Genomic DNA, 24,803 nt, shown 5'->3' with positions numbered 1-24,803 from the left:
TATGTCTCCCTTCGTTGTTTTAAAGGGCTTAGATCAGCGTAAATATTTATGCTCATGAGTCATTTGATATATATTTTAGGCAGTTATGTCAGGTAATGCCTATAATGTGAATTGTCACACAGCATTTAGCTATTTGAAGTTTACGTTATTTTTTGAGCTGCCTTTTCCGTTGCATATAGACTAATCGTGGTGACAAGAGTATTGATAGCAATAGTCATTTGCGGCAAGCGGTTAACGTAACTTGATAACTCGGTAATATTTATCAAGAATTAATGACAAAAAATGATGTATTGAAGCGTGATCGCAATCGGCATTATATCAGTGCTGACTATTATTAGGTGAATTGCTAATTTTGTGATTTGTAATGCTATTTGTAGATAAATGACGATAAAAGCTAGTCTACATATTGCCAATAAATGCTATAGTGAAGTTGATTTCAGTCTTCAGATGAAGGGGTAATAATGAGTCCTAAAATAAGCAAAGCGAATCAATCACAGGGGCTGTTGCTTTTTAAGTTGAATCAAACACAATTATTTGCCTTGGGTACTCTAAAAATTCGTGAACTCGTACCGTATACTCCTTTAACTAAAATCCCGCATTCTCACCCTGCTATTCTTGGCGCGGCGACTATTCGTGGTATGACTATACCGGTTATTGATATGGCGGCTTCTATTGGCTATAAACCTGTGAGTGAATCTGAGCGAAAAGATTGCTACATCATCATTACCGATTGTCAGCGAATGGTCATTGGTTTTCTGGTGCGTGGCATTGATAAGATCATTGAGTGTAATTGGCGTAATATTGAGGCGCCTTCTGGCAACTTAGGCAAAAATGCCTTTTTAACTGGTGTCACTCGTTTTAATGATCAATTAGTGCAATTACTTGATGTCGAATTGTTATTATCGAAAATATTCCCTGATGATCCCATTAGTAATCGAGCAATATTAACCGATGTTCAACGTGAAAAATTATCACCATTGCGTATTTTGTTGGTGGACGATTCCAAAGTTGCCCGTAAACAATTATCCGATGCTCTGGACTCCATTAATATAGCGTATCAAGTTACCGCAGATGGCCGTGATGCATTGCAAATGATGCAGCTAGCCGCCGCAGAAAGAAAACCTATCGACTTATTGGTAAGTGATATTGAAATGCCAGGTCTAGATGGTTACGAATTAGCCTTCGAAGTTAAAAATAATCCGGCAATTGAGCATGCATATATTATTCTTCATACCTCATTATCGAGTGAAATAAGTGTTAGCCAAGCCAAGCAAGTTGGCGCAAATGAGGCATTAACGAAATTTGATGCTAAAGAGCTGATTGAAGCAATGCTTAGAGGCGCACAGGCATTACAACCAAGTTAATGGTGATATTTTTTGATATTTATTCATTTTTAACATGGTTAACAATTTTGTAGCAAGTTGTCGGTAAGCTTCAATTTAATGCTTTCTTTATGAGCGAAGCTTAAATTTTTTTACTCATTTTGTATCAATACTAGACTTATCACACACCATCCTGATATATAGCTATGAGGCTTTTACAGTGTTCAGTATATTCGCTGTTCACAAGGTAATGCTTAACTTTAATGAGGGAGTGCTATCCCTGAAAACGGAATGATTGAAGTGTGTTAATTGAGCGTGTTGAATTGATCGTACATCAATGAGTAAAACAGCAGGGTGTTTTCAGTAATAGCATTGATATTATCAATGATGTTGTCAGTATTAAAACGTATGTTTTATATCACCACATGCAGTGGGTGATAACTGTTCAGATATGATTAACATTTTGATGTTTCCCTTTCTAAAGATAAGTAAAACCTTGATCATAAAAAGCTATAAATATAATAATCATAGGTTAAGTAATGAATCAAAAAACATCACTATTCGCTCGTATCGCTCACGGTAGCCTTGTGCTTCAAATTATCAGCGGGATCATTTTGGGTGTGGTCCTGGCAAGTATTTCTACAACTGGTGCCAACAATGTGGCTTTTTTAGGCTCACTCTTTGTGGGAGCTTTAAAGGCGATTGCGCCAATACTGGTTTTTGTTTTGGTGGCATCATCTATTGCTAATCAAAAGAAAAATAGCCAAACCAATATGCGTCCGATTATTGGGCTATATCTTCTGGGAACCTTTGCTGCAGCATTAACCGCAGTGTTATTTAGTTTTGCGTTTCCAACCACTTTACTATTAACCGCCGGAATTGAAGGCTCAAATCCTCCTCAAGGCATTAGTGAAGTTATCAATACCTTATTATTTAAAATTGTCGATAATCCAGTTAATGCATTATTAACCGGTAATTATATTGGCATTTTGGTGTGGGGGGCAGGCTTAGGGATAACTATGCATCATGCCAGTGACAGTACTAAGAGAATGCTTTCTGATGTCAGTGATGCAGTGTCGAATATTGTCCGCTTTGTTATCCGTTTAGCACCTATCGGTATTTTCGGCTTAGTGGCTGCTACCTTTGCCGAAACAGGTTTTGAAGCCATAGCGGGCTATGGTCAATTACTGATGGTGTTAGTGGGATCGATGCTATTTATTGCTTTGGTGGTTAACCCTATTATTGTGTATGTCAAAATTAAACGTAATCCTTATCCATTAGTGTTTAAGTGTTTACGTGAAAGTGGGGTTACGGCATTTTTTACTCGTTCTAGTGCAGCCAATATCCCGGTAAACATGGCTTTATGTGAAGAACTTAAATTGCATAAAGACACCTATTCAGTGTCTATTCCTCTTGGTGCAACCATCAATATGGGCGGTGCAGCGATTACTATTACGGTATTAACTTTAGCTGCTGCAAATACATTGGGAATTCAAGTCGATTTTATGACGGCACTGTTATTGAGTGTTATTGCTTCTGTTTCAGCTTGTGGTGCATCAGGTGTTGCCGGTGGGTCGCTATTGTTGATTCCATTAGCATGTAGCTTATTTGGTATTTCTAATGATGTTGCGATGCAAGTGGTGGCTGTTGGCTTTATCATTGGAGTGATCCAAGACTCTGCTGAAACAGCATTGAATAGCTCTACGGATGTAATATTTACCGCTGCAGCATGTGAAGCCGCTGAAGCGAAAGAAGCTGCTCAAGCTAGTTAATGTTATGACACTAATTAAAAAATGCTGACGTCACCGCGTCAGCATTTTTTTTCGTCTAATCTGGCTTCACTCATATTATTAAAATGGATGTTGACTAAAAAAAGTCATTTCAGCTTGGCTGTAAGGGTGAGTAATTGTGAGTGACTGTGCATGCAAGTTTAAACGTTTACTGGCATTGATCGTTGCTGCATCACCATAAAATTCATCGCCTAAAATAGCATGACCAAGGGATAACATATGCACCCTAAGTTGATGAGTGCGACCCGTATGCGGCTTAAGTTCCATCAAGGTTGAGTGTGGTCTATGTTCAAGTACTTGGAAGTAGGTTAACGCAGCTTTGCCTGTGCTGGTGAGCATTTGAAATGGCGGCGAATCAGGATTTGGGCCGATAGCAAAGTTTACTTTCCCCTGCTGTTCATCGACGTGGCCAGTGACTTCTGCAATATACACTTTTTTGGCTTGGCGATTTTGAAATTGAATTTTTAAATGTGATTCGGCTTTTTTGGTTCGCGCAAAAATCATAATACCCGAGGTGTCGCAATCTAAACGATGGATCAAAATGGCTTCAGGATGGCATAGTTGCAAGCGGGTTATTGCGGTATCAAATGTGTCTGGCGAGCGTCCTGGGTTTGATAATAACCCAGAAGGTTTATTAATCACGATAATATCACGGTCTTTATAGCGAATGTCCAACCAAGGAATAGATGGCGGCTTATATGTAAAGATGTGCATGATAAGGTGTTCTCTTTGATTGAGTCTGATTCAGGTAAGATGTGTGGCACTGATGCTTATGAGTACTCAGCCATGCGCACTTATGGTGCGAATAATAACAAAATTTTGCTAATAACAAAAAATCAATTATCCAATTGATATAGAGATGTTTGGCTAAAGGTTGTTTACCAAGTCGCTAACCACAAGCGCAACGACATGCCCCAACTGCTGGTTACGCCTGAGGTGACAAAGCGAATATTGTTATTCGTATCGATGATATAAATCGCGGGTAGAGCCATTGCGCCCCATTGTTGGCTTAATGATATTGCCTGAGGTTGGTTTTGTTGATTGATCACCTCAAAACGATAATCATGCTGCTGCATAAAGGTTGTTATTTCAGCATCGGTACCTGATGCAACTGCAATAGAAACCACTTGATAATCTTGATCTGAACTGACCGAGTTAACCATAGGCGAGGTGACTTGGCATATCGGGCACCAAGTACCCCAAAAATATACCAACGTAGGTTTATTGCTGATACTCAAAGAGTTGGATTGCTGTTCCATCTCAACATATGTTGAGGTAAACAGTGATATGGGTTTATTGGTTATCGAGTGTGCTTCAATTGGGACAGCAGCACCTTTGCGCATATCTCGTTGCAAATAACTGGCAATAAAAAATAATGCTATTCCAATGAGTGTGATATCACGAAGGCTTGTAAGCCAAAATCGCTTGGATTTGAGGGTAGATTTTAGGTTGATTACCCATGATGGCATTCTTAATTCACTCCTGTTATTACTCTCTATAATGGTAAATATTCAGCAGGCGTTTTACGACTATACAATCTGCTATAGGCCATCAATTGCGGATAAAAGGTTCTAAATGCAATTTCGATGTCAACATAAATTTTATCAATATCTTTAATGGCATGGTCAAACAATTCAGGTTTTGATAATCGCTTACTTACCCCCTTAATCGCCTGGTTTAACCCTAGTCTTGTTTGATAACTACTTAACCAATCCTGCTCAATAATTTGTGGCGCTATTGCTTGTAATGTCGAAGGGAGTTCAAGTGTCGTATTGAGCTGGTGGTAGGCTTTTTGACAAAACTCATCTAGTGGCTGGTGATGGTACTCTTCCCAATAAAAGGCTAAATAATGATCAAATACAAGGTCAATCAATATGGGGGCTACCCGACGTGAGGTTTTAGGGAATAACTTGAGCAAATCGATAATAATTTCATGACTGTCAGTAATTTGGTCTATTTGACGGTGTAGCCATATTCCTTGCTGCAGATGCTTCGGATGTTGACTAATGTTACCTTTGGCGAAATCTCCCGACAAATTAGCTACTAGGTGAGTATTGCTGATGTCGGCTAAATGTAAGTGAGCTAGAAAGTTCATAAATGGTACTTCTAATTTTATTATTTTACAGTATGATACAAGCCGTTTGTAACGAACTGTTACAATTAGGCTAGAGTGTGAACTTAATCATAACGATTTATATAAAAATGTCATTGAGTATTGGACATCATTATTGTTGTGACATGCTCAAATATAACAGCCGTTAAAGGGTATATGATTAATCTTAAGGGTCAAGGATGATGAAGAGTTTGATAAAAAAGTTATTAGGTCGGTCTACAGTACCTAAGAGAAATAAAGTACACATAGATATGCGCTACGAAGAGCATTCATATAAGTCGAATCAACCATTTAATGACGCTAAGCCCAATTCGATTGATATAGATGATATTGCTACAGAGGTTATTAAACAAAAACCGACAAAAAAGTAATCAGTAAACTTGATCTTAACCGGCGCTCGCCATAGACTAGCGGCCGTTTTTACTGTTGAGATTATACCATGCGCGTTGCAGATTTTTCTTTCGAACTTCCAGATGAGCTGATTGCTCGCTATCCGACAGCACAACGCAATGCTTCGCGTTTACTCACGCTAAGTGGCGAAAACGGTCAGCTTGCCGACAAACAATTCACCGATTTACTCAATTTGATCAATCCTGGTGATTTGATGGTGTTTAATAACACTCGAGTTATTCCAGCGCGATTATTCGGGCAAAAATCTACGGGTGGGAAGCTTGAAATTCTCGTAGAACGTATGCTTGACGACAAACGTATTTTGGCCCATGTTCGCAGTTCTAAATCCCCTAAAGTTGATACTCTTATCGACTTAGATGGCGGATATCAAATGAAAATGTTGGCCCGTCATGATGCCTTGTTCGAACTTGAGCTTCTGTCTGATAAAAGTGTTTTAGCAGTGCTTGAAGATGTCGGTCATATGCCTCTGCCTCCTTATATCGACCGTCCAGATGAAGACGCTGACAAAGAGCGTTATCAAACGGTATATAACCAAACGCCAGGTGCTGTGGCTGCGCCAACGGCAGGTTTACACTTTGACGATGCCATGTTGGCTGAATTAAAAGCTAAAGGTGTCAATATTGCTTTTGTGACCTTGCATGTAGGTGCAGGTACGTTTCAACCGGTTCGAGTTGATAATATTCTTGAGCACAAAATGCATTCAGAGTGGGCTAATGTTGGCCAAGATGTCGTTGATCTCATCGCGCAAACCAAAGCCAATGGTCATCGTGTGATTGCCGTCGGAACAACGTCTGTTCGTTCGCTTGAAAGTGCAGCCAGAGCCAGTGGCGATGGCCCATTACAAGCCTTCTGTGGTGATACAGATATTTTTATTTATCCCGGTTTTCAATTTAAAATCGTTGATGCCATGGTGACCAATTTTCATTTGCCTGAGTCGACATTGATCATGCTATTAAGCGCTTTTGCTGGTTTTGATGAAGTGATGAACGCTTATCAACATGCTATTACGCAGAAATATCGCTTTTTTAGCTATGGTGATGCGATGTTTGTGACGAAAAAAGCCCCCTAAGCAACGAATTTGATTTAAAATACTCGCCCACAATAGTGGGCGTTTTTTTGATTTAATGTCTCAGTAACCTTGAAGCATTAAGATTTGCCCTCATTACTATAGAAACTAAACGAGTCAGACTGTTTATCTGGCAAGGTGATTTATGAAATTTGAATTAGATACAACAGATGGTCGTGCACGTCGCGGACGTCTTATTTTTGATCGTGGCACCGTAGAAACGCCAGCATTTATGCCAGTGGGAACATACGGTACCGTAAAAGGGATGACGCCGGAAGAAGTGCGCGCGACGGGTGCCGATATTTTATTGGGTAACACCTTCCATTTATGGCTGCGTCCAGGTGAAGAAATCATGCGCAAGCATGGTGACTTGCACGATTTTATGAATTGGCAGCGTCCAATTCTAACGGACTCAGGCGGATTCCAAGTGTTCAGCTTAGGTGACATCCGTAAAATAACCGAAGAAGGTGTGCATTTTCGTTCACCGATTAACGGTGAAAAGATTTTCTTAGACCCAGAAAAATCAATGCAAATTCAGGATTCTTTGGGTTCTGACGTGGTGATGATTTTTGATGAATGTACTCCATATCCAGCAACTCATGACGAAGCGCGTAAATCGATGCAAATGTCATTGCGTTGGGCAAAACGCTCGCGAGATGAGTTTGACCGCTTAGAAAATCCAAACTCTTTGTTTGGTATTATTCAAGGTGGAGTATTTGAAGACTTACGTGACGAGAGTATAAAGGGTCTTTTAGATATTGGATTTGATGGCTATGCCGTTGGTGGTTTAGCCGTGGGCGAGCCTAAAGCTGACATGCACCGCATTTTAGAGCATGTTTGTCCGCAGATCCCTGCTGACAAACCTCGCTACTTGATGGGCGTAGGTAAACCTGAAGACTTAGTTGAGGGCGTGCGTCGCGGTGTGGATATGTTCGATTGTGTTATGCCAACGCGTAATGCCCGTAATGGTCATTTATTTACCAGTGAAGGTGTGATTAAAATCCGCAATGCGCGTCATCGCGATGATACATCAACATTAGATCCTAAGTGTGATTGTTACACCTGTAAAAACTATTCACGTGCATATTTATACCATTTAGATCGTTGTAATGAAATTTTAGGTGCGCGTTTAAACACCATCCATAATTTACGATATTATCAAATGTTGATGGAAGGTTTGCGTGGCGCAATTGAGACAGGTACATTAGACACCTTTGTTAAGGAGTTCTACACCAGTTTCGGTCGTGAAGTACCTGAATTAACCGTTTAATTTTAGCTAATAAGAAGAGAGAACTATGTTTATTTCAAATGCATATGCAAACCCAATCAGTGGCGCTGCCGGTGGCGAAACCATGCAGTTAATTTTCATGCTAGTCATGTTTGGATTAATTTTTTACTTCATGATTTTCCGTCCGCAGTCAAAGCGTGTTAAAGAACACAAAAACTTAATGGCCTCTATTTCAAAAGGTGATGAAGTATTAACCAGTGGTGGCATTCTAGGCAAAGTAACCAAAATCGGTGAAGAAAGTGATTATGTGTTATTAGCTATTAACGATAACAACCAAATCACGATCAAAAAGGATTATATTGCAGCGGTATTGCCTAAAGGTTCTATCCAGTCGTTATAAAGCCAAGAGGGCTATGGTGTGTTAAATAAATACCCAATGTGGAAAAATATCATGGTGATGCTCATCATCGCCATTGGTAGTTTTTATGCAATACCAAATTTGTTTGGTGAAGATCATGCAGTACAGATCGTCGCAACCCGCGGCGCTGAAGTCACTGCATCGACTCAAACGACTGTGGTTGATTTATTAGAGAGTCAGGGTATTGCGGTAAAGCGTGCCGAGCTTGAAAATGGTCAGTTATTAGTTCGTGTGCAAAATCCTGAGCAGCAGCTGTTGGCAAAAGAGTCTATTGCTGAACTGCTTGGCCAGAAATATACCGTTGCATTGAACTTAGCACCGGCAACCCCAAAATGGCTTGAAGCTGTTGGTGGTTCGCCGATGAAATTAGGTTTAGATTTGCGTGGCGGTGTTCACTTCTTAATGGAAGTGGATATGGGCGAAGCAATCCGTAAAATGGAAGAAGCTAAAATAGCTGATTTCAGAAGCCAACTTCGTGAAGAGAAAATTCGTTACGCAGGTATTCGTAAAACCCCAAAAGGGATTGCGATTAAGTTTCGTGACGCTGCAACTGTTGACCAAGCTGAGACATATTTAAAAACCCGCAGTAAAGACATGACCTATACCGATGCGAGCAGCGGTAATGAGTTTATGCTGCTTGCTACTATGAGTGATGCTTATCTTAAACAGATTAAGGAAGAAGCACTTCAGCAAAACATTACCACTATCCGTAACCGTGTTAACGAGCTTGGTGTTGCTGAGCCAGTAGTTCAACGTCAAGGCGCTGAGCGCATTATTGTTGAATTACCAGGTGTGCAAGATACCGCGCGTGCAAAAGAGATTTTAGGTGCAACAGCATCGATTGAATTTCGTATGGTTGACGACAAAGCTGATGTGAGTGCAGCGGCAAGTGGCCGTGTACCTGCTGGTGCAGAAGTGTACCAACGTCGTGAAGGTGGGATTGCCGTATTGAAGAAAGAAGTGATGTTAACTGGTGATCATATTACTGGTGCGCAACCAACTTTCGATGAATATAGCCGTCCACAGGTTGCGATTAATCTAGACGCTAAAGGCGGCTCGATTTTCTCAAACGTCACCAAAGACAATATCGGTAAACCAATGGCAACATTGTTTATTGAATATAAAGACAGTGGTACACGTAATCCTGATGGCACAGTGAAAATGACTCGTATTGAAGAGGTCATTTCAGTTGCTACCATTCAAGCGCGTTTAGGTCGTAATTTTGTGATTACGGGTCTTGAACACACTGAAGCACAAAGTTTAGCGTTATTGCTTCGTGCTGGTGCCTTAATTGCGCCTGTGACTATCGTAGAAGAAAGAACTATTGGCCCAAGCTTAGGTGCAGAAAACATCCAAAATGGTGTTCAAGCAATGATTTGGGGTATGGTTGTTGTACTTGTATTCATGATGGTTTACTACCGTGCATTTGGCTTTATTGCCAACCTTGCATTATTGGCGAACTTAATCATGGTTGTTGGTGTGATGTCGATGATCCCAGGTGCGGTATTAACCCTACCAGGTATTGCTGGCATGGTATTAACTGTGGGTATGGCGGTAGACGGAAACGTGCTGATTTTTGAGCGTATTCGTGAAGAACTTCTTGGCGGTCGTAGCGTTCAACAAGCCATCCATGAAGGTTATGGTAATGCATTTTCAACCATTGCAGATGCCAACATCACTACCTTTATGACAGCATTAATTTTATTCGCTGTTGGTACCGGAGCGGTGAAAGGCTTTGCTGTTACCTTAATGATAGGTATCGCGACTTCTATGTTTACTGCCATCGTAGGCACACGTTCAATCGTGAATGCGGTTTGGGGTGGTAAGCGCGTTAAGTCATTGTCTATCTAAGGGAGACGTTGAATATGTTACAGATATTTTCAGTAAAGAACACAGTCGACTTTCTTCGTCATGCTAAAATCATCAGTATTATGTCGATGCTTCTGGTTATTGCCTCACTAGGGTCGCTTGCAACTCAAGGCATTAACTGGGGTTTGGACTTCACTGGCGGCACGGTAGTCGAAATGGAGTTTTCAGCTCCTGTCGACTTGAACGCTTTGCGCGGCACTATGACTTCAGCGGAAGCTGAAGGTGCAGTAGTACAGAACTTTGGTTCAAGCCGCGATATATTGGTGCGTTTACCAGTCAGAAATGAGCTAAAAAGTGATGTCCAGGTTGCCGCGGTATTAGCCGCAGCGCAATCAATTGATGCGGGCGTGATTCAAAAGCGAGTTGAGTTTGTTGGTCCTCAGGTAGGTAAAGAGTTAGCAGAGCAAGGTGGCTTAGCGGTTATTGTTGCCCTAATCTGTATTCTTATCTATGTGTCATTTCGTTTTGAGTGGCGTTTAGCAGCAGGTTCTGTTGCGGCGTTAGCCCATGACGTTATTGTTACTTTAGGGGTGTTTTCGGTATTACAGCTTGAATTTGACTTGACCGTATTGGCAGGTTTGTTGACAGTTGTGGGTTACTCACTTAACGATACTATCGTGGTGTATGACCGTATCCGTGAAAACTTCCTCAAAATGCGTAAAGGCACACCTGAAGAGATTGTGAATACCTCAATCACCCAGACCATGAGCCGTACCGTTATTACTACGGGTACCACATTAATTACCGTTATTGCGCTGTTCTTAAAAGGTGGCACGATGATCCATGGCTTTGCAACTGCATTGCTATTAGGTATTTTTGTCGGTACATATTCATCAATTTACGTGGCAAGTTACTTAGCCGTTAAATTGGGTATTAACCGTGAGCACATGTTACCTGTAGAGATTGAAAAAGAAGGTGCTGACCAGCCTTCAATGATGCCTTAATATGCATTGTTAATTATTTAATCGCTAACAATAAACCCCAGCTTGCTGGGGTTTATTGTTTATGGAAGGTGACTCTTTTGAGATGTTAAATGTGTTTTACAGGCCACCAACAAGGTTTTGTACCACAGGGTTTGCGGATCGATTATTAGCGCTTCCCATCCGTCGCTACCGAGGATTTCAACGCCGGTAAAAACCAATCTTGTTTGTATGAGGTTTGCTGATACTCTAAATGTGCCGATATCAGTATCTAAACGAGAAATAGTTATTTTATTCATGTTGTAGAGTGATGATGTAATCAGCTTGACCATTTTCGGTTGAAGTAAATTCGCCGTGACCAATATATAGCAGCAGGTTATCGGTCCCTGAATCAGCGATTACGTTAAATTGGCTCTGTGCCACGCCTTGTGAGAATACGCCATTATGTTGCAGAACTATGCTGCCTGCTATCTCTGGCGTATCAATGGTTAAGTGTTCTATGCCAACAAATACAGCCGAACCTTCTTTTTGATATGACATAATATAGCGGATTTGCGCAGAACCACTGACGTCACCAGAATATGTTTGGCTAATTTCTGCTATGGTTTGTTTGCTGTCGTTGTGGTGTTCTGCATAAGTCGATTCATTCCAGGTGGTGATTTGAAATACACCTTTTAAGACTATTTTTGTCATGTAGAGTCCCGTTTTTGATGTTATAGAGTGCAATGACCCATGTAGCATTAAGATAATCATTGTTTGTTATAAATGTCCAATTTATAAACAATACTCGACAGATTTTGGCTTAGGCAGTAGGATGACATAAATTTGCCAGCAAGAGCAATGACATAGGATCTCGCATGGAACAACGAAAAGTATTATTGGCTGGTGGTAACTTACTGCAGGCTCACACATGGAAAGGGTTACTTGAAACCAGTGGAATAGACGTTGATCTTAAAGGAGAAGCGCTTATCGGTGGTGTTGGCGGTTTGCCTATTGAAATGCAGACTGTTGAGTTATGGGTTGCAGATAGTCAGCTTGTGGCAGCACAGAGTTTATTGGATGCACTTGATATTGAAAAACCTCAATGGCAATGCGTTCAGTGCCATGAAATAAATGAAGGAAGTTTTGAGTTGTGTTGGCAATGTAGTTCGCAAAGAAGTGAAATGCATAACGAATAAACGCTTGTATAAGTTTATTTTTTTCATAAACTACAGACTAAACCACTTTGCGGTTTATGACGTATAAAGAACTCATTTATTACTGATAAGCGACTTACCTAACTTAAGGATACGCTATGCAAGCATCTCCAGCTTTCGCCCGTTTAGTTGATTCAGTTATGCCTCATGTTACCTTGCTAACGATTGAACAATATCAACAACAAGACCAGTGGCAATTAATTGATGTTCGAGAAGATAATGAGTGGCTGCAAGGGCATTTACCCAAAGCAAAACACTTGAGCCGTGGCATTATTGAGCGTGATATAGAGCATCGATTCCCTGACAAAGATACCCCATTACTCCTTTACTGCGGTGCCGGCCAACGTGCAGCATTATCGGCCTATAATTTACAGATTATGGGATACACACAAGTCGCCTCGATGATTGGTGGATACCGCGCTTGGATACAACATCAATTCCCTATCGTTGAAGACTGAGTAGATTAATGCAATATTTCCCATTATTTGTAGATACCCAAGGATTACAGGTCTTATTGGTTGGCGCAGGTGAGGTCGCTACACGTAAACTAGATCTCTTGTCTCGTACTGATGCCAATATTCATGTAATTGCGCCAGACGTCGCCAATGAGATTGAAAGCTATTATTCTCAGGGACGTATTAAACTTTCGCGCCGCGAAGTGTGCAGCGCTGATTTTGCCAATGTCGACATTATTTATTTGGCCACAGCTAATGAACAACTTAATATGGACTTTGCCGAATTAGCCACTGAGCGTGGAATTTGGGTTAATGTGGTCGATAACCCTAAGTTTTGTCGATTTATTACGCCTTCTATTGTTGACCGAGGCCGGTTAGTCGTGGCAATAAGTACTGCTGGAGCAGCCCCAGTGTTTGCGCGAACGATTCGTTCGAGACTCGAAACCATGTTACCACCATCGTTAGCACCATTATTTGATTTTGTTGCTAGCAAGCGAGAAGAAGTCCAACATAAATTATCCGCAGGTAAAGATAGACGTTTATTTTGGGAACAGTTTTTTACCACTAACCAAGATAAGTTTGATGGCTTAACTGAACAGCGTTATCTTGATGCTTTTGATCATTTGAGTGTTAAAGGCGACATTATCTTATTAACTGAGGACACTCCGATGCATTTGTTGCCTATAGCCGCAATGCCTTTGCTACAGACATTAGATGTGGTTTACAGTGATAACCCGCTCGATGGCGAGATTAATGAACTATTAAGGCGCGATGCCAGCAGAGAAAAGGTACCGTTATTAAGTGATATTACTCATCAATATGAGCATGGTAGTCGTATTCTAATTGTGTCTTCATTGGCTAAAGTCAGTCAGCTTAGCGCACATTTCCCGATGGCAAAACATCTTCGTCCAGGCGCAATTTAACCCGATAAGAATGATGTCCTATTATACCGAGTCTACTTTGTAGTAGACTCGGTTTTTTTATATGAGTTGGAACCCTTCATGGCCGCTAAAGCTACCGTCTTTAAAGTCTCTTTGCAGATAGCAGATATGGATCGTCATTATTATGCCGATCATCAATTTACCTTAGCCCAACACCCATCTGAGACCGACACCCGCATGATGGTTCGTTTGCTGGCATTTGCAATTAATGCATCAGAATCATTAGTGTTTAGTAAAGGTTTGTGCGTTGATGATGAAGCGGAACTTTGGGATAAAAACCTCAGTGGCGAAATTGATCTTTGGGTTGAATTTGGTCAAGCAGATGAAAAGTGGCTCAGAAAAGCGTGTGGTCGTTCAAAACGAGTCATTCTTTATACTTATGGCGGCCGAAGTGTACCTATTTGGTGGCAACAAAATCAGCAAGCATTCGCGCGTTACGATAATTTAAGCGTGATTAATTTTCCTGAAGATGCAGTTAAACAAATGGATATATTTGTTAATCGTAACATGGCGTTACAAGTAAGCCTTAGTGAAGGGCAAGTGTGGTTTTCAGATGCAAATAACAGTGTGTTAATCGAACCTGAAGTCTTAAAGTGATGGGAATTACCTAAATTTAGCGCCTAACATACTCCGAATCACAACAGTGTGAATTAAACCTTAATTTTATGAAAATTAATTAAGTTTAATCAAATGTGCCTTGTGCTAATAAAAACACAGGCAGATAATCAAGATATCTAGTAAATACCGAAAAAATATAAATAACTGATAATAATAGTTTTATTTTAACGGTAGCTGTTGATTAAGGATGTTGTTGTGAAAAAATTAGCCCTATACCCAGTAGAAAAAATTGACCAATTAACTTCACCAGAAGCCCATGAAGACATATCAGTACAGTCTTCGGCATTAAACGTGTTTACTGATTTCAAGAAAGTGACGCCTATGGTTATTGAGTCAAGTACATCGGCTGTGAATGTTGAGCACTTAATGCAAAAGTCACATGTCCGCCTTAAATTAGTCATTGACCATCACGATCAGTTTATTGGCTTAATCAGTTTTGAGTCATTACATAATCAAGAGATATTAAAACGAGTGGCCGCAGGACATCAGCGTGAACACCTCAGTGTTGCTGATTTTATGATCCCTAAAGAAGATCTTAAAGCGATCGATTTTGAAGATTTAAATTATGCTCGAATCGGTGATGTAATTGAAACATTGCAATCAGCAGGGCAACAACATTGTTTAGTGATTGATCGCGAACAACATGCTATTCGCGGAGTATTATCAGCCAATGATATTGCAAGGCGATTAAAACTTGCTGTTGATGTGAGCACACCAAACTCATTTGCCTCAATATTCAAGGTTATTGCCAATACTCAGCAGCCAGCAGTATTACAAATACCACAGCCTCACTTTTAGGTTTTCAATCAGTTAATGAGTAAAGCGTAAAAAAATAGCCACATTTCGTGGCTATTTTTGTATTGAACAAGAGGAGATTACTGGAAGCTTAAACTCCAAGTATCGATATACCCAGTATCTTGTTTGGCATTATCAACTGCTTTTAAAGTCCATACACCACTAGACTCTACACCAGCCATATTAGCTGTGTAAGTCTGGGTTAAGTTATCGGTTCCACCACCAGTATTGTTGTGCAGGACAACAGTTTGACCTGTAGGACTCACTAACTGGATTTTTAAATCACCAATATACGTGTGAATGATACCGATAGACACTGATACCGATCCTGAATCGCCAGTACGACTAACCGTGATTGGGCTAGTGATACCAGTGGTATTATTATCTGGAATCGTATAATTACCAGTATTGGTATAGCTTGCTGGACCGCCAGTATTGCCACCACTGCTTGTTGCCGCGGTATAATTAGCCACTAGGTTGACGTTACTAAATGCGCTATAACCTTGCACCATCACATAATAGGTACCCGTTTGTGGTGTGGCAATAGGACAAGATTCTGCATTACCACTCTTCCATGGACGACAGTCGTAACTGCTGTTGGTCGGTGACGCACCATATTGTACATACAGGTCAGCATCGCCAGTACCGCCACTCATGGTAAAGGCTAAGTCTTTTGCGCCTGCAGGGACGTCTAACGAGAAATATAGCTCATCACTTTTAGCGCCAGCTAGACCGGTTTTTGCGACACCTTTTACCAGTACACTGTCACCAGTACCAGGGCCTGTGCCAGGATCGGTTGGACCAGTACATGATTCGTCTAAGTAGGCCTTTGCTGCAACGGCATTAATCATCCCATAACCGGTTTGGTTATCACGTCCCGCAACACTTAAGTCATCAGCTGTTGCATTAAGTGCTGCACGCACTTGGCTTGCACTACATTCAGGGTGGTAACTCCACACTAATGTAGCAACCCCTGACACATGCGGTGTGGCCATAGAGGTACCATTATAATATTCGTAATCTTGGTTACCTTGATTACTCACTGTCGTTGATTGTCCCAACTTAGCTTTAAGTGCAAGCCCTGTTGCTCTATCTACTGACACTGAAGGAACCGTAATATCACTGTTGGCATCAACTAAGAATGGGTTTTGTAGGCCAGGTAGGGCACTATTACTGTACACAATAATACCTTTAGCGCCTGCAGTTTTACATGCTTTAGTTGAGTTGATTTCAGGGTAGCTTGAACCTTGGTTGCCTACGCGCTCAACAAGACAAATCTTATTCGCCATATTGCCACATGAAAAACTGGTTCCATTGACGGTACACTCTGCTAAGGCTCCGGTTGCACTTGCATTGATAGGGGCAGGAGCATAACTGGTTCCTGATGGAGTCAGACGATTGTGCGGTACTACGCCATTGCTAAAATAGGACTGACCACCAATAGTGATATCTGCTAAACGTCCTTCACCAACGGTAACGGTTGACAGAATTGCTTCACCAGGACCTGAAATTTCAACTTGATCCGTGTACTGTGAAAATGCTGCATGATCAAGGTTACTGTCAACGGCGGCCACTGACATCACACTGTCATATGAAGCAGGGTAGCTATAACTGCTGTCACCAGCATTACCAGCAGCTGCAATTAATAATACGCCATTATTGTAGTGAGTATTTAATGCATTACGCTCGGTTGTGGTTGAACCACTGCCACCCAAGCTCATTGTGACGACATTTGCACCACCTGAATTAACACAAGTGTCGATAGCGGCTACTAATGATGATGAGTAGCCCCATCCTGCTTCGTTAAACACTTTTACGATATGAATATTGGCGTTTTGGTTAGGCATAACCCCGACCACACCTTCATTGTTTGCAATGGCAGCAATAGTACCTGCGACATGAGTACCATGAGCATTATTATTACCCGGTTGATACCAGTTGCCCGTTCCGGAATTATTGGTTCCGGTGACGTTGTTTGCATTTAAATCGTTATGACTACGATCGTAACCAGAGTCAATAATACAGATAGTGCGATTACCCGCTTGGCTGTCGCTTAGTACAGTTGCACCAACAAAGGTTTGTCCCCAAGGAGTTGTCTCGGCAAGCAATCTACGTGGTAAATCTTCTTCAACATATTCAACGTCTTGACGTAAACGCAATGCTTTGATTGATGGCGAGTCGAGTTTTACAGAATAACTATTGCTTCGACCAACACGCTTCATTTCTCGCGCTTTTACACTGTTCAAAGCACGAAATTGACTGAATACTTCGTTTGAGCGAGGCTGATAAGACATACTATTTGTTTCAGGTTGTACGCCCACATTTTGCGTTACAGAACTGCTGCTTAACGTTTGTGCCGCATTATCATTCTTAAATTTAACGATATAACGTTTAGGTAACGGAGATTGTTGATCAATTTGTTGGTTAGTAGCAGAAAGCTGTAAAGGGGATGGGGCAGCATTGACTTGAGTTGAAATAGCCAAAGCAAGAGCGGTCATGCTAAGCACGACCGCTGAGTTTTTATTCTTTTTCATATTATCTTCCATGTTAATCAGAGTTAAATAACGTCTTTTATAATTATGTTTACCGATAAGCTTATTTTGCCTATCTATTTAAAAGGTAATCATATTTTCACCAAATGTAAATAACTTGTTAACCTTGACTTTGGTAATACAAGTACTTTTTATGATATTTTCGTGAATTATTATGTAACATTTGTGAATTTAAAATTTATTAAGCAGTATTTTGATAAAAGTTATCTGTATAACTTTTATCAAGTTACCTAGATGTAAGCGCTTAACCGAGAAATGAATAAGTGAAGTTGTTAATGCTAATAAATAATTAACTTAAATACAGTGTAAATGATAGTTTACGATTTTTGGTGTTATTGAAATAATAACAGTGGTTTACTCTGTAGTGCTGGTGATGAGTAGGATGCTATTGAAGCATAATATTAAGCCACAGGATTAGCTCTGTGGCTTAATTTATTGCTGATATTATCGTGCAGATATTAAACTGTTAAAACCACCTGCATTATAGGTGTTGCTGTATCCTTGTTTAACGAGTGATTTTTGTGCCATATCACTGCGATTACCGCTGCGACAATAAAGCACTATTTCAGTGTCTTTAGTGATATTGAGCTTTGCTAACTCGGGTACGATATTATTGAATGGGATATTCATAGCACCGTCAATATGTCCTTCTGCAAACTCTTCAGCAGTACGCACATCAATCAACATGACGCCACGGTCGATCTTCTCCCATGCAACGCTGGGCTCTTGCTCTGCCGCCCAAGTCGGCATGAGTGATGCTGCTAATATCACTAATAGCGCCAATACCGATTGAATAGACAACAGCATAGATTTCTTAAACACGATAAATTCCTTGTTATTTATTTAAGGCTATTTCCGCTGCAGTTTTGATGCCTAATTTTTTCATTACCATCGCCGCAGGACAAAAGCCTGTGAATGCACTCTGAAATAGATTAGCGCCTACAAACACCGTTAGCCAGACAAAGTGTGGACTGACAGTTGCGGTTAACACTATCGATAATAAAACCATGAAGCCTGCAAAGGCCATAATACTTCTTTCTAATGACATGTTTAGATCCTTATTGGGCGTTGCCCAGTTAACGAATAATCTTGTTACTTAGCTGTGATAATGTGTTTATTTTTCATAACCGAATAATACAATACTGGGATTACTACCAAGGTTAAAATGGTCGAGATAAAAATACCAAAAATTAAACTAATAGCTAAACCATTAAAAATAGGGTCGTCAATAATAAATAATGCGCCAATTATTGCCGCTAATGCTGTCAACATAATCGGTTTGGCACGCACAGCTCCAGAATGGATAACGGCTTGTTCTAATGGTATTCCAGCAGCTGTTTGCTGATTAATAAAATCGACCAGCAAGATAGAGTTTCGAACAATAATACCTGCTAGCGCAATCATGCCTATCATCGATGGGGCCGTGAATTGAGCACCCAATAAAGCGTGTCCTGGCATCACGCCAATGATGGTTAATGGTATTGGCGCCATAATGACTAACGGCACCACATATGATTTAAATTGCCCCACAACTAACAAGTAAATTGCAATCATTCCAACAGCATAAGCAATACCCATATCGCGGAAAGTTTCATATGTGATTTTCCATTCACCGTCCCATAAAATAGCCACGTCAGTTAATCCATCAGGTTGATTAACCAGATTTTGTTGAATTGGGTAACTTGAATCACCTTGTTCATTTTGTTGATTAATTTGGCTGACCATGTCAAACATACCGTACAGTGGGCTGCCAGTAGGGCCTGCCATATCAGCAATAACCATGATCATAGGAACCATATTTTTGTGGATAATTGGTGCATTAATAACCTGTTGTTGTACCTTGACTAACTCTGTCAATGGCACGGTTTCACCCGATTGAGTTGGTAAGCGTAATAACAACACTTGCTTGAGATCTACTTTAGATGCCTCATCAAGTTGTAATCTAATTGGCGTGGGCTGAGCTAACTGTGCTTGATACAAATAACTCACATCTTTACCATCAACGGCTGTGCTGATGGTATCAACGATACTGGCGTACGAGACTCCCAATAAGCGAGCTTTATTACGGTCAATAATTACCTGCCATTTTTGTTGCTGTGCTGGCAAATAAATATCCATATCAACAACATGTTCTGTGTCCTTGAATCGTTGTAGTAAGTCATTGGCTGCTCGTTCGCGTAGCTCAGTGTTCGGTGCATAAACCTCTGCCACAATAGGTGACCACACTGGCGGTCCGGGGGGCACTTCAACAATCTTAATATTTGCATGGTAGCGAAGACCAATTTTTTGTAATGGTTCACGTACCGATGAAGCAATGGTGTGGCTGTCGCGGTCGCGATGTTTCTTATCAACCAGATTAACCTGGATTTCACCGAGCTCTTGGCTACTGCGCAAGAAATAATGTCTTACTAAGCCGTTAAAGTTCATCGGTGCATGAGTACCTGCGTACAATTGTAAATGCTCAATTTCTTTAACCGTCGTGAGATATTGACTGAGATCTTGCAATACTCTTTGAGTTTGCTCTACTGGTGTTCCTTCAGGCATGTCGACCATCACCTGAAACTCTGACTTGTTATCAAAAGGCAGCATTTTTAATATTACCGCTTGCATTACTGGCAAGGCGACAGCAAAAGCTATCAATAGAGCTATGCCTAACGCCAAACCTTTACGGGCTTTTGGTGCATGTTCGCCAATTAAAAAAGGGCTCATTATGCGGGTAAACAAGCGTGTTAATCGATTGTCTTCTTCTACCACAATGTCAGTACTTGCAGTTGAATTAGCTGAGTTATGAGATTTTTTGTGAGGCTTTAATAACTTATTGCTCAGCCATGGCGTCATAATAAAGGCGATTAATAACGAAATGATCATTCCCATACTGGCATTTATCGGAATAGGGCTCATGTATGGGCCCATGAGTCCCGATACGAATGCCATTGGCAAAAGGGCGGCAATAACCGTAAAAGTAGCCAGTATGGTAGGTCCGCCGACTTCATCAACGGCGTGTGGGATAAGTTCGCTAATGGGTTTATCACTCATTGCCATATGTCGGTGGATATTTTCGACCACAACAATTGCGTCATCAACCAAGATGCCAATCGAGAAAATAAGCGCAAATAACGAAATACGGTTGAGGGTGAATCCCCAAGCCCAAGATGCAAATAAAGTAATAGCTAGGGTAATAATAATAGCCACACCCACCACGGCAGACTCACGAACTCCCATAGTGAATAAAACTAACAGTACCACTGCCGATGTAGCAAAAATCAATTTAAAGATAAGTGTGTTCGATTTATCCCCAGCTGTTTTACCGTAGTTACGAGAGATCGCAACATCAACATTATTGGGAATTAATACATTATCGACAGCCTTGATTTTCGCTAAAACCGCATCAGCAATATCGACAGCATTGGTGCCTGCTTGTTTGCCTATCGCAATCGTTACAGCAGGATAAGTTCCCTTGTCGGTGACATGCCAAACATGTTGTTTGGGTATATCACTTTTGAGGCTTACATCGGCAATATCAGATAAATAAACGGCATGGGGAGTTGAGCTTCTAGCCGATGTTGCATCTGGTTGATTGACTTTTATCAGTAAATTATTGACATCATCAAGCGTACGTAAAAACTGTCCAGTTTGTAGTTTTATTTCTTGATTAAACTGTGTCAAGGATCCTAGCGTAGACAGCTGGTTATTATCTTGTAAAGTGGCACTAATATCGTTGAACGTGACGCCGAAACTGCTCATTTTGACAGGATCGATACGCACATTTAACACCATTTCGTGGCCACCCTGGCTGTAAATCTCTCGCGTGCCAGGTATCCGCTTTAGTTCGGTTTCCAAGCCAGATGCCACTAAGGTAAGCTGTTCTGCGGTGATGTTTGGGTCTTTAGACCAGAGGGTTAGGCCTACAATAGGCACATCATCAATGCCTCTGGGTTTAATTAATGGCTCACCAATGCCAGCGGCATGATTAAATTTATCTCGGTTAGAGTACAGTTGATTATATAAATTAACCACGGCCTCATCACGTGGAATACCGACATCAAAAATCGCGATAATCAACGCACCATCAGGTTGAGAGAATGAATAAAGAGTATCAATCCCTTTTATTTGAGAAATGATACGTTCAGCAGGCAAGGTGACTTGATTTTCAACTTCCGTCGGCGTGGCGCCAGGATAGGGAATAAACACATCTGCAAAAGTGACATCTATTTGTGGTTCTTCTTCTTTTGGTGTAATAATTACCGCAAAAAGACCCAGTAATAAGCCTAAAATAGCCAATAATGGGGTGATAGCACTTTGTTGAAATGCCTTTGCTATTGAGCCTGAGATGCCGAGTTTATTTGGTTCGTTGGGGGTTGTCATTCGGGCTACTCCTGAGCTTTTGTTGCTGAGGAATTAATTAAATAACGTCCTGCATCAATAACAATTTCATCGCCTTCCATAAGACCTGACAGCACTTCTACAGTATTTGTTTTAGTATCTATTCGGCCAATTCGTACCTGATTTAATACTATTTTATCGTTACTTACACGATACACAGAGGTTAAGTCACTGACTTGATGAATCGCCGATAATGGCACCACCAGACTCTTTCTACTGGGAAAGGCCACGGTTACTTTGATCCATTGCCCCACGATGATATCTTCGATATCAGCGGCATTTAGATTGACTCGCACTTGATGTTGATGAGTGAGTGGATCGGCAAATTGATACACATTAATATCACCGGAAGTGATTTCATTACCATTAGGTAATTGAATCGCAACTTGTGCTTGTTGTTGAAGCTGAGCAATATCTTGTTGTGGGACTTGAAATACCGCTCTGAGGTGTTGAGTATCATAACCAGAGAACAGTGCCTGACCATAAGATATTGTTTCACCTTGCTCAACAAAACGTTGAGTCATTCGGCCACTAAAAGGCGCACTCACGACTGTGTAATTTAAGCTTTCTTTGGCTTGTATTAATTGTGCTTGAGCAGCACTCACAGCTTGTTTGCTTGATTTTGCTTTGGCTGTGGCTTCATCCATGGCGCCTTTTGATATAGCCCCTTTAGGAAATAGGGCTTTATAGCGCGCATATTGTGCTTGTGCCTCAGTGTTTAGTGCTTCTGCTTTAGCCAGTTCAGCTTCCGCTCCCGCGAACCCAGCACCTTGCTCTTTATTAGTGATTTCCAGTAAAGACGCGCCTTGTGGTACTAAATCATTAACATCAAAATGGATATTAATAATCCTTCCTGAGGTTTGGGCTGAAATCGTTGCCGCTTTAATTGCTTCAATTTTTGCATCGTATATTCGCGGTTGATTTTGTTCGGAATATGCTAATTTTAATGTATTAACATCATAGGCTTGCACTGCAAGAGGTAATGCTATTGTGGTGAGGATAACACCGAGGAATAAATAATTTGTTAACCGAGACATATGAAAAGCCTATTTTTGAGTCTATAAGAAAATTCTAATGGACTTTATGCCGTTACGCAACCGATATATTAGAATTATTTTATATATTAGATCTTAATCATATTACGGAGATAAAAAAACCGCCAATTATTGCTAAATGGCGGTTTGGATAAAAAAGGATGATACTTTTTTAGTCCGTGGTGAATGAGCTAAAAAAGGCAGTCAATACTCATGGTTAAAGAGCACTGATTAACAAGTGCTAACTAAAAGCTGTAGTTATATTGTACTGAATAATAAACAGCATTTGATCGCGTTTGTGCTGAAATTTCACTGCTATAACCAGGTATTTGAGCAAGAAGCTTACTGTCTTCTAATACGGTAACATCTTCTCCGCGCACAAAAGCGATGCCTAAATCAACGCTCGATTTTTGGCTTAAGTCGTAACTGACGCCAGCGGTATACCAAGTACGATCAGAATCAGGAATTGATAATGATGAATGCTGATTCACAACACCTTGATCCGATGCTAAACCTGCGCGCAAAGTGAGATCTCGAGTGAGATTATAAGTTGCCCCTAAGCTTAAAAACCATGAATCCTTCCAGTGGTATTCTTTTAAGTCGGCTTGGTCAACACCATTGGCACCATCTTTAACGACGATTTTGTCAAACGAGCTCCAATTGGTCCACTGAGCCGTATAATGTAGCGCGAATTTATCCGTTAGCTGGTGAAAACCGGCAAACTGAGCAATATCTGCGATAGGAATATCAATTTTATTGTATTCAGTGTACTGATAATTTACATCGCCTTTGGCGGTAAGTTTTGGGCTAATGCGGTAGCTTAAACCAAAACGATTATCTGGATTAACTTCATACACCACACCAACAATCCCACCTAAAGCCCAACCATCGGCATCAACATCCACTAAGTTGCCGATCTGTGGATTGTCGCTTTTACGTGTGAGGGTTCCGCTACCATAAACGGCATCAACACCGAAGCCAAAACTGAACTCATCATTGACGCGATAAGACATGCTCGTGTTGAAATTAACGGTAACGACTTCTGTGTTACCTAATAAATCAACTGGAGTTGGAAGTGGCACAGCATTGCCACTTATAGTCGGTGTTTTATTGGCTAAGTTGCCTAAATCAGTGCCGGTGCCATAGTTACTGAATACCGCAACTCCGAAGGCCATTTTGTCGTTAATCGGGTTGATATAATAGAAATTCGGAATAACTTTTGCGTCAGCAGCGCTGTGTTCACTGCCAAAGGCGACATCTTGACCGCCAAAATTGCCTTTTGCATCCGATACCGACACATCGATATCAGCATAAACGACACCTAAAGATAATGCGGTTTCATCAAAGAGAGCCATAGCGGCAGGGTTACGAGATAAAACTGAGGCATTGTCAGCAATAACAGCATCCCCAGCCATTGCACGACCAATACCGGTAGCTGATTGACTATTTAACTGAAAACCGGCGGCTGAGGCTTGTACACTGATTAAGCTTATTGCGGTAGCAATGAGAGTCTTGTGGAATTTATTCATTATTATGTCCATTTATTATTACCGTTTTGTTCAAAGTTTATCCGCTTCAAACATTTGACGGTCAAAATTTAGGGCATCTTAGGTAAATGTGAACTATGTAACAACTCCGACCAGATGTTAGTTATTGTTAATATTAAGTTAATTCTAGTTTTTAGTCGTGAAT

The 24,803-nt window shown here is 40.8% G+C and carries 22 protein-coding genes; 12 read left to right on the top strand and 10 right to left on the bottom strand.

Translation table 11 applies throughout. From position 1 onward, the window contains the following. Window positions 1–461: 461 nt before the first annotated feature. Both GW828_RS18695 and sstT read left to right on the top strand, forming a co-directional pair. Window positions 462–1,364: a chemotaxis protein CheV gene (locus GW828_RS18695; RefSeq protein WP_124016289.1), complete on the top strand. Its 903-nt coding sequence runs from the start codon at window positions 462–464 to the stop codon at window positions 1,362–1,364. Window positions 1,365–1,861: 497 nt separating this feature from the next. Continuing rightward, window positions 1,862–3,094: a serine/threonine transporter SstT gene (gene sstT / locus GW828_RS18690; RefSeq protein ID WP_182698087.1), complete on the top strand. Its 1,233-nt coding sequence runs from the start codon at window positions 1,862–1,864 to the stop codon at window positions 3,092–3,094. A gap of 78 nt (window positions 3,095–3,172) precedes the next feature. On the opposite strand, the gene GW828_RS18685 is transcribed toward sstT, so the two are convergent. From GW828_RS18685 to GW828_RS18675, 3 genes are all read right to left on the bottom strand, one after another. Next, window positions 3,173–3,826: an RluA family pseudouridine synthase gene (locus GW828_RS18685; protein ID WP_182698086.1), complete on the bottom strand. Its 654-nt coding sequence runs from the start codon at window positions 3,824–3,826 to the stop codon at window positions 3,173–3,175. Between the two features lie 164 nt (window positions 3,827–3,990). Then, a complete protein-coding gene (locus GW828_RS18680; protein ID WP_273059638.1) occupies window positions 3,991–4,581 on the bottom strand; it encodes a protein disulfide oxidoreductase in 591 nt (196 codons plus the stop codon). 26 nt (window positions 4,582–4,607) lie between these two features. Beyond that, a complete protein-coding gene (locus GW828_RS18675) occupies window positions 4,608–5,207 on the bottom strand; it encodes an acyl carrier protein phosphodiesterase (protein ID WP_182698084.1) in 600 nt (199 codons plus the stop codon). Between the two features lie 457 nt (window positions 5,208–5,664). On the opposite strand from GW828_RS18675, the gene queA reads away from it, so the two are divergent. The 5 genes from queA to secF all read left to right on the top strand — a co-directional run bounded on the left by queA (window position 5,665) and on the right by secF (window position 11,161). After that, on the top strand, window positions 5,665–6,705 hold the full coding sequence (queA, locus tag GW828_RS18670) for a tRNA preQ1(34) S-adenosylmethionine ribosyltransferase-isomerase QueA (protein WP_182698083.1): 1,041 nt from the start codon (window positions 5,665–5,667) through the stop codon (window positions 6,703–6,705). 142 nt (window positions 6,706–6,847) lie between these two features. Next, entirely contained in the window at window positions 6,848–7,972 is a 1,125-nt protein-coding gene (gene tgt / locus GW828_RS18665; RefSeq protein WP_124016295.1) for a tRNA guanosine(34) transglycosylase Tgt, read from the top strand. Between the two features lie 25 nt (window positions 7,973–7,997). Further along, window positions 7,998–8,330, top strand: a complete 333-nt coding sequence (gene yajC, locus GW828_RS18660) for a preprotein translocase subunit YajC (protein WP_124016296.1) — start codon at window positions 7,998–8,000, stop codon at window positions 8,328–8,330. Between the two features lie 18 nt (window positions 8,331–8,348). Further along, window positions 8,349–10,199 (top strand): protein translocase subunit SecD, encoded by a 1,851-nt coding sequence (gene secD / locus GW828_RS18655; RefSeq protein ID WP_124016297.1) that lies wholly within the window; start codon window positions 8,349–8,351, stop codon window positions 10,197–10,199. 14 nt (window positions 10,200–10,213) lie between these two features. Then, the gene (secF, locus tag GW828_RS18650) at window positions 10,214–11,161 is read left to right on the top strand and encodes a protein translocase subunit SecF (RefSeq protein ID WP_124016298.1); all 948 of its coding nucleotides are present in this window, start codon (window positions 10,214–10,216) and stop codon (window positions 11,159–11,161) included. A gap of 267 nt (window positions 11,162–11,428) precedes the next feature. Here the strand turns inward: secF and GW828_RS18645 are convergent, their stop codons facing one another. Continuing rightward, window positions 11,429–11,830: a DUF3224 domain-containing protein gene (locus GW828_RS18645; RefSeq protein ID WP_273059635.1), complete on the bottom strand. Its 402-nt coding sequence runs from the start codon at window positions 11,828–11,830 to the stop codon at window positions 11,429–11,431. A 164-nt stretch (window positions 11,831–11,994) separates the two neighbouring features. Between GW828_RS18645 and GW828_RS18640 the strand changes: the two genes are divergently transcribed. From GW828_RS18640 to GW828_RS18620, 5 genes are all read left to right on the top strand, one after another. Then, complete coding sequence (locus tag GW828_RS18640) at window positions 11,995–12,315, top strand: putative signal transducing protein (protein ID WP_124016300.1); 321 nt, start codon at window positions 11,995–11,997, stop codon at window positions 12,313–12,315. 116 nt (window positions 12,316–12,431) lie between these two features. Further along, window positions 12,432–12,791: a rhodanese-like domain-containing protein gene (locus tag GW828_RS18635; protein WP_182698082.1), complete on the top strand. Its 360-nt coding sequence runs from the start codon at window positions 12,432–12,434 to the stop codon at window positions 12,789–12,791. A gap of 8 nt (window positions 12,792–12,799) precedes the next feature. After that, complete coding sequence (locus GW828_RS18630) at window positions 12,800–13,711, top strand: precorrin-2 dehydrogenase/sirohydrochlorin ferrochelatase family protein (protein WP_273059631.1); 912 nt, start codon at window positions 12,800–12,802, stop codon at window positions 13,709–13,711. A 78-nt stretch (window positions 13,712–13,789) separates the two neighbouring features. Continuing rightward, entirely contained in the window at window positions 13,790–14,326 is a 537-nt protein-coding gene (locus GW828_RS18625) for a YaeQ family protein (RefSeq protein WP_124016303.1), read from the top strand. Window positions 14,327–14,542: 216 nt separating this feature from the next. Then, window positions 14,543–15,145 (top strand): CBS domain-containing protein, encoded by a 603-nt coding sequence (locus tag GW828_RS18620; RefSeq protein ID WP_165870087.1) that lies wholly within the window; start codon window positions 14,543–14,545, stop codon window positions 15,143–15,145. 77 nt (window positions 15,146–15,222) lie between these two features. Here the strand turns inward: GW828_RS18620 and GW828_RS18615 are convergent, their stop codons facing one another. The 6 genes from GW828_RS18615 to GW828_RS18590 form a co-directional block, all read right to left on the bottom strand. Then, window positions 15,223–17,676 (bottom strand): S8 family serine peptidase, encoded by a 2,454-nt coding sequence (locus GW828_RS18615; RefSeq protein ID WP_182723287.1) that lies wholly within the window; start codon window positions 17,674–17,676, stop codon window positions 15,223–15,225. Window positions 17,677–18,138: 462 nt separating this feature from the next. Then, window positions 18,139–18,501: a rhodanese-like domain-containing protein gene (locus GW828_RS18610; protein WP_165870093.1), complete on the bottom strand. Its 363-nt coding sequence runs from the start codon at window positions 18,499–18,501 to the stop codon at window positions 18,139–18,141. A gap of 28 nt (window positions 18,502–18,529) precedes the next feature. Then, window positions 18,530–18,742 carry a YgaP family membrane protein gene (locus tag GW828_RS18605; protein ID WP_124016307.1) on the bottom strand — a complete coding sequence of 71 codons (213 nt, stop codon included), beginning with the start codon at window positions 18,740–18,742 and terminating at the stop codon, window positions 18,530–18,532. Between the two features lie 44 nt (window positions 18,743–18,786). Next, the gene (locus tag GW828_RS18600; protein WP_182723288.1) at window positions 18,787–22,059 is read right to left on the bottom strand and encodes an efflux RND transporter permease subunit; all 3,273 of its coding nucleotides are present in this window, start codon (window positions 22,057–22,059) and stop codon (window positions 18,787–18,789) included. A 5-nt stretch (window positions 22,060–22,064) separates the two neighbouring features. Next, window positions 22,065–23,114, bottom strand: a complete 1,050-nt coding sequence (locus tag GW828_RS18595; protein WP_182723289.1) for an efflux RND transporter periplasmic adaptor subunit — start codon at window positions 23,112–23,114, stop codon at window positions 22,065–22,067. A 242-nt stretch (window positions 23,115–23,356) separates the two neighbouring features. Next, on the bottom strand, window positions 23,357–24,640 hold the full coding sequence (locus GW828_RS18590) for an OmpP1/FadL family transporter (RefSeq protein ID WP_182723290.1): 1,284 nt from the start codon (window positions 24,638–24,640) through the stop codon (window positions 23,357–23,359). Window positions 24,641–24,803: the final 163 nt, after the last annotated feature.

It is taken from the genome of Shewanella vesiculosa, from assembly GCF_009994065.1.
GTDB lineage: Bacteria > Pseudomonadota > Gammaproteobacteria > Enterobacterales > Shewanellaceae > Shewanella > Shewanella vesiculosa.
This window is presented reverse-complemented; position numbering and strand designations above follow the sequence as displayed.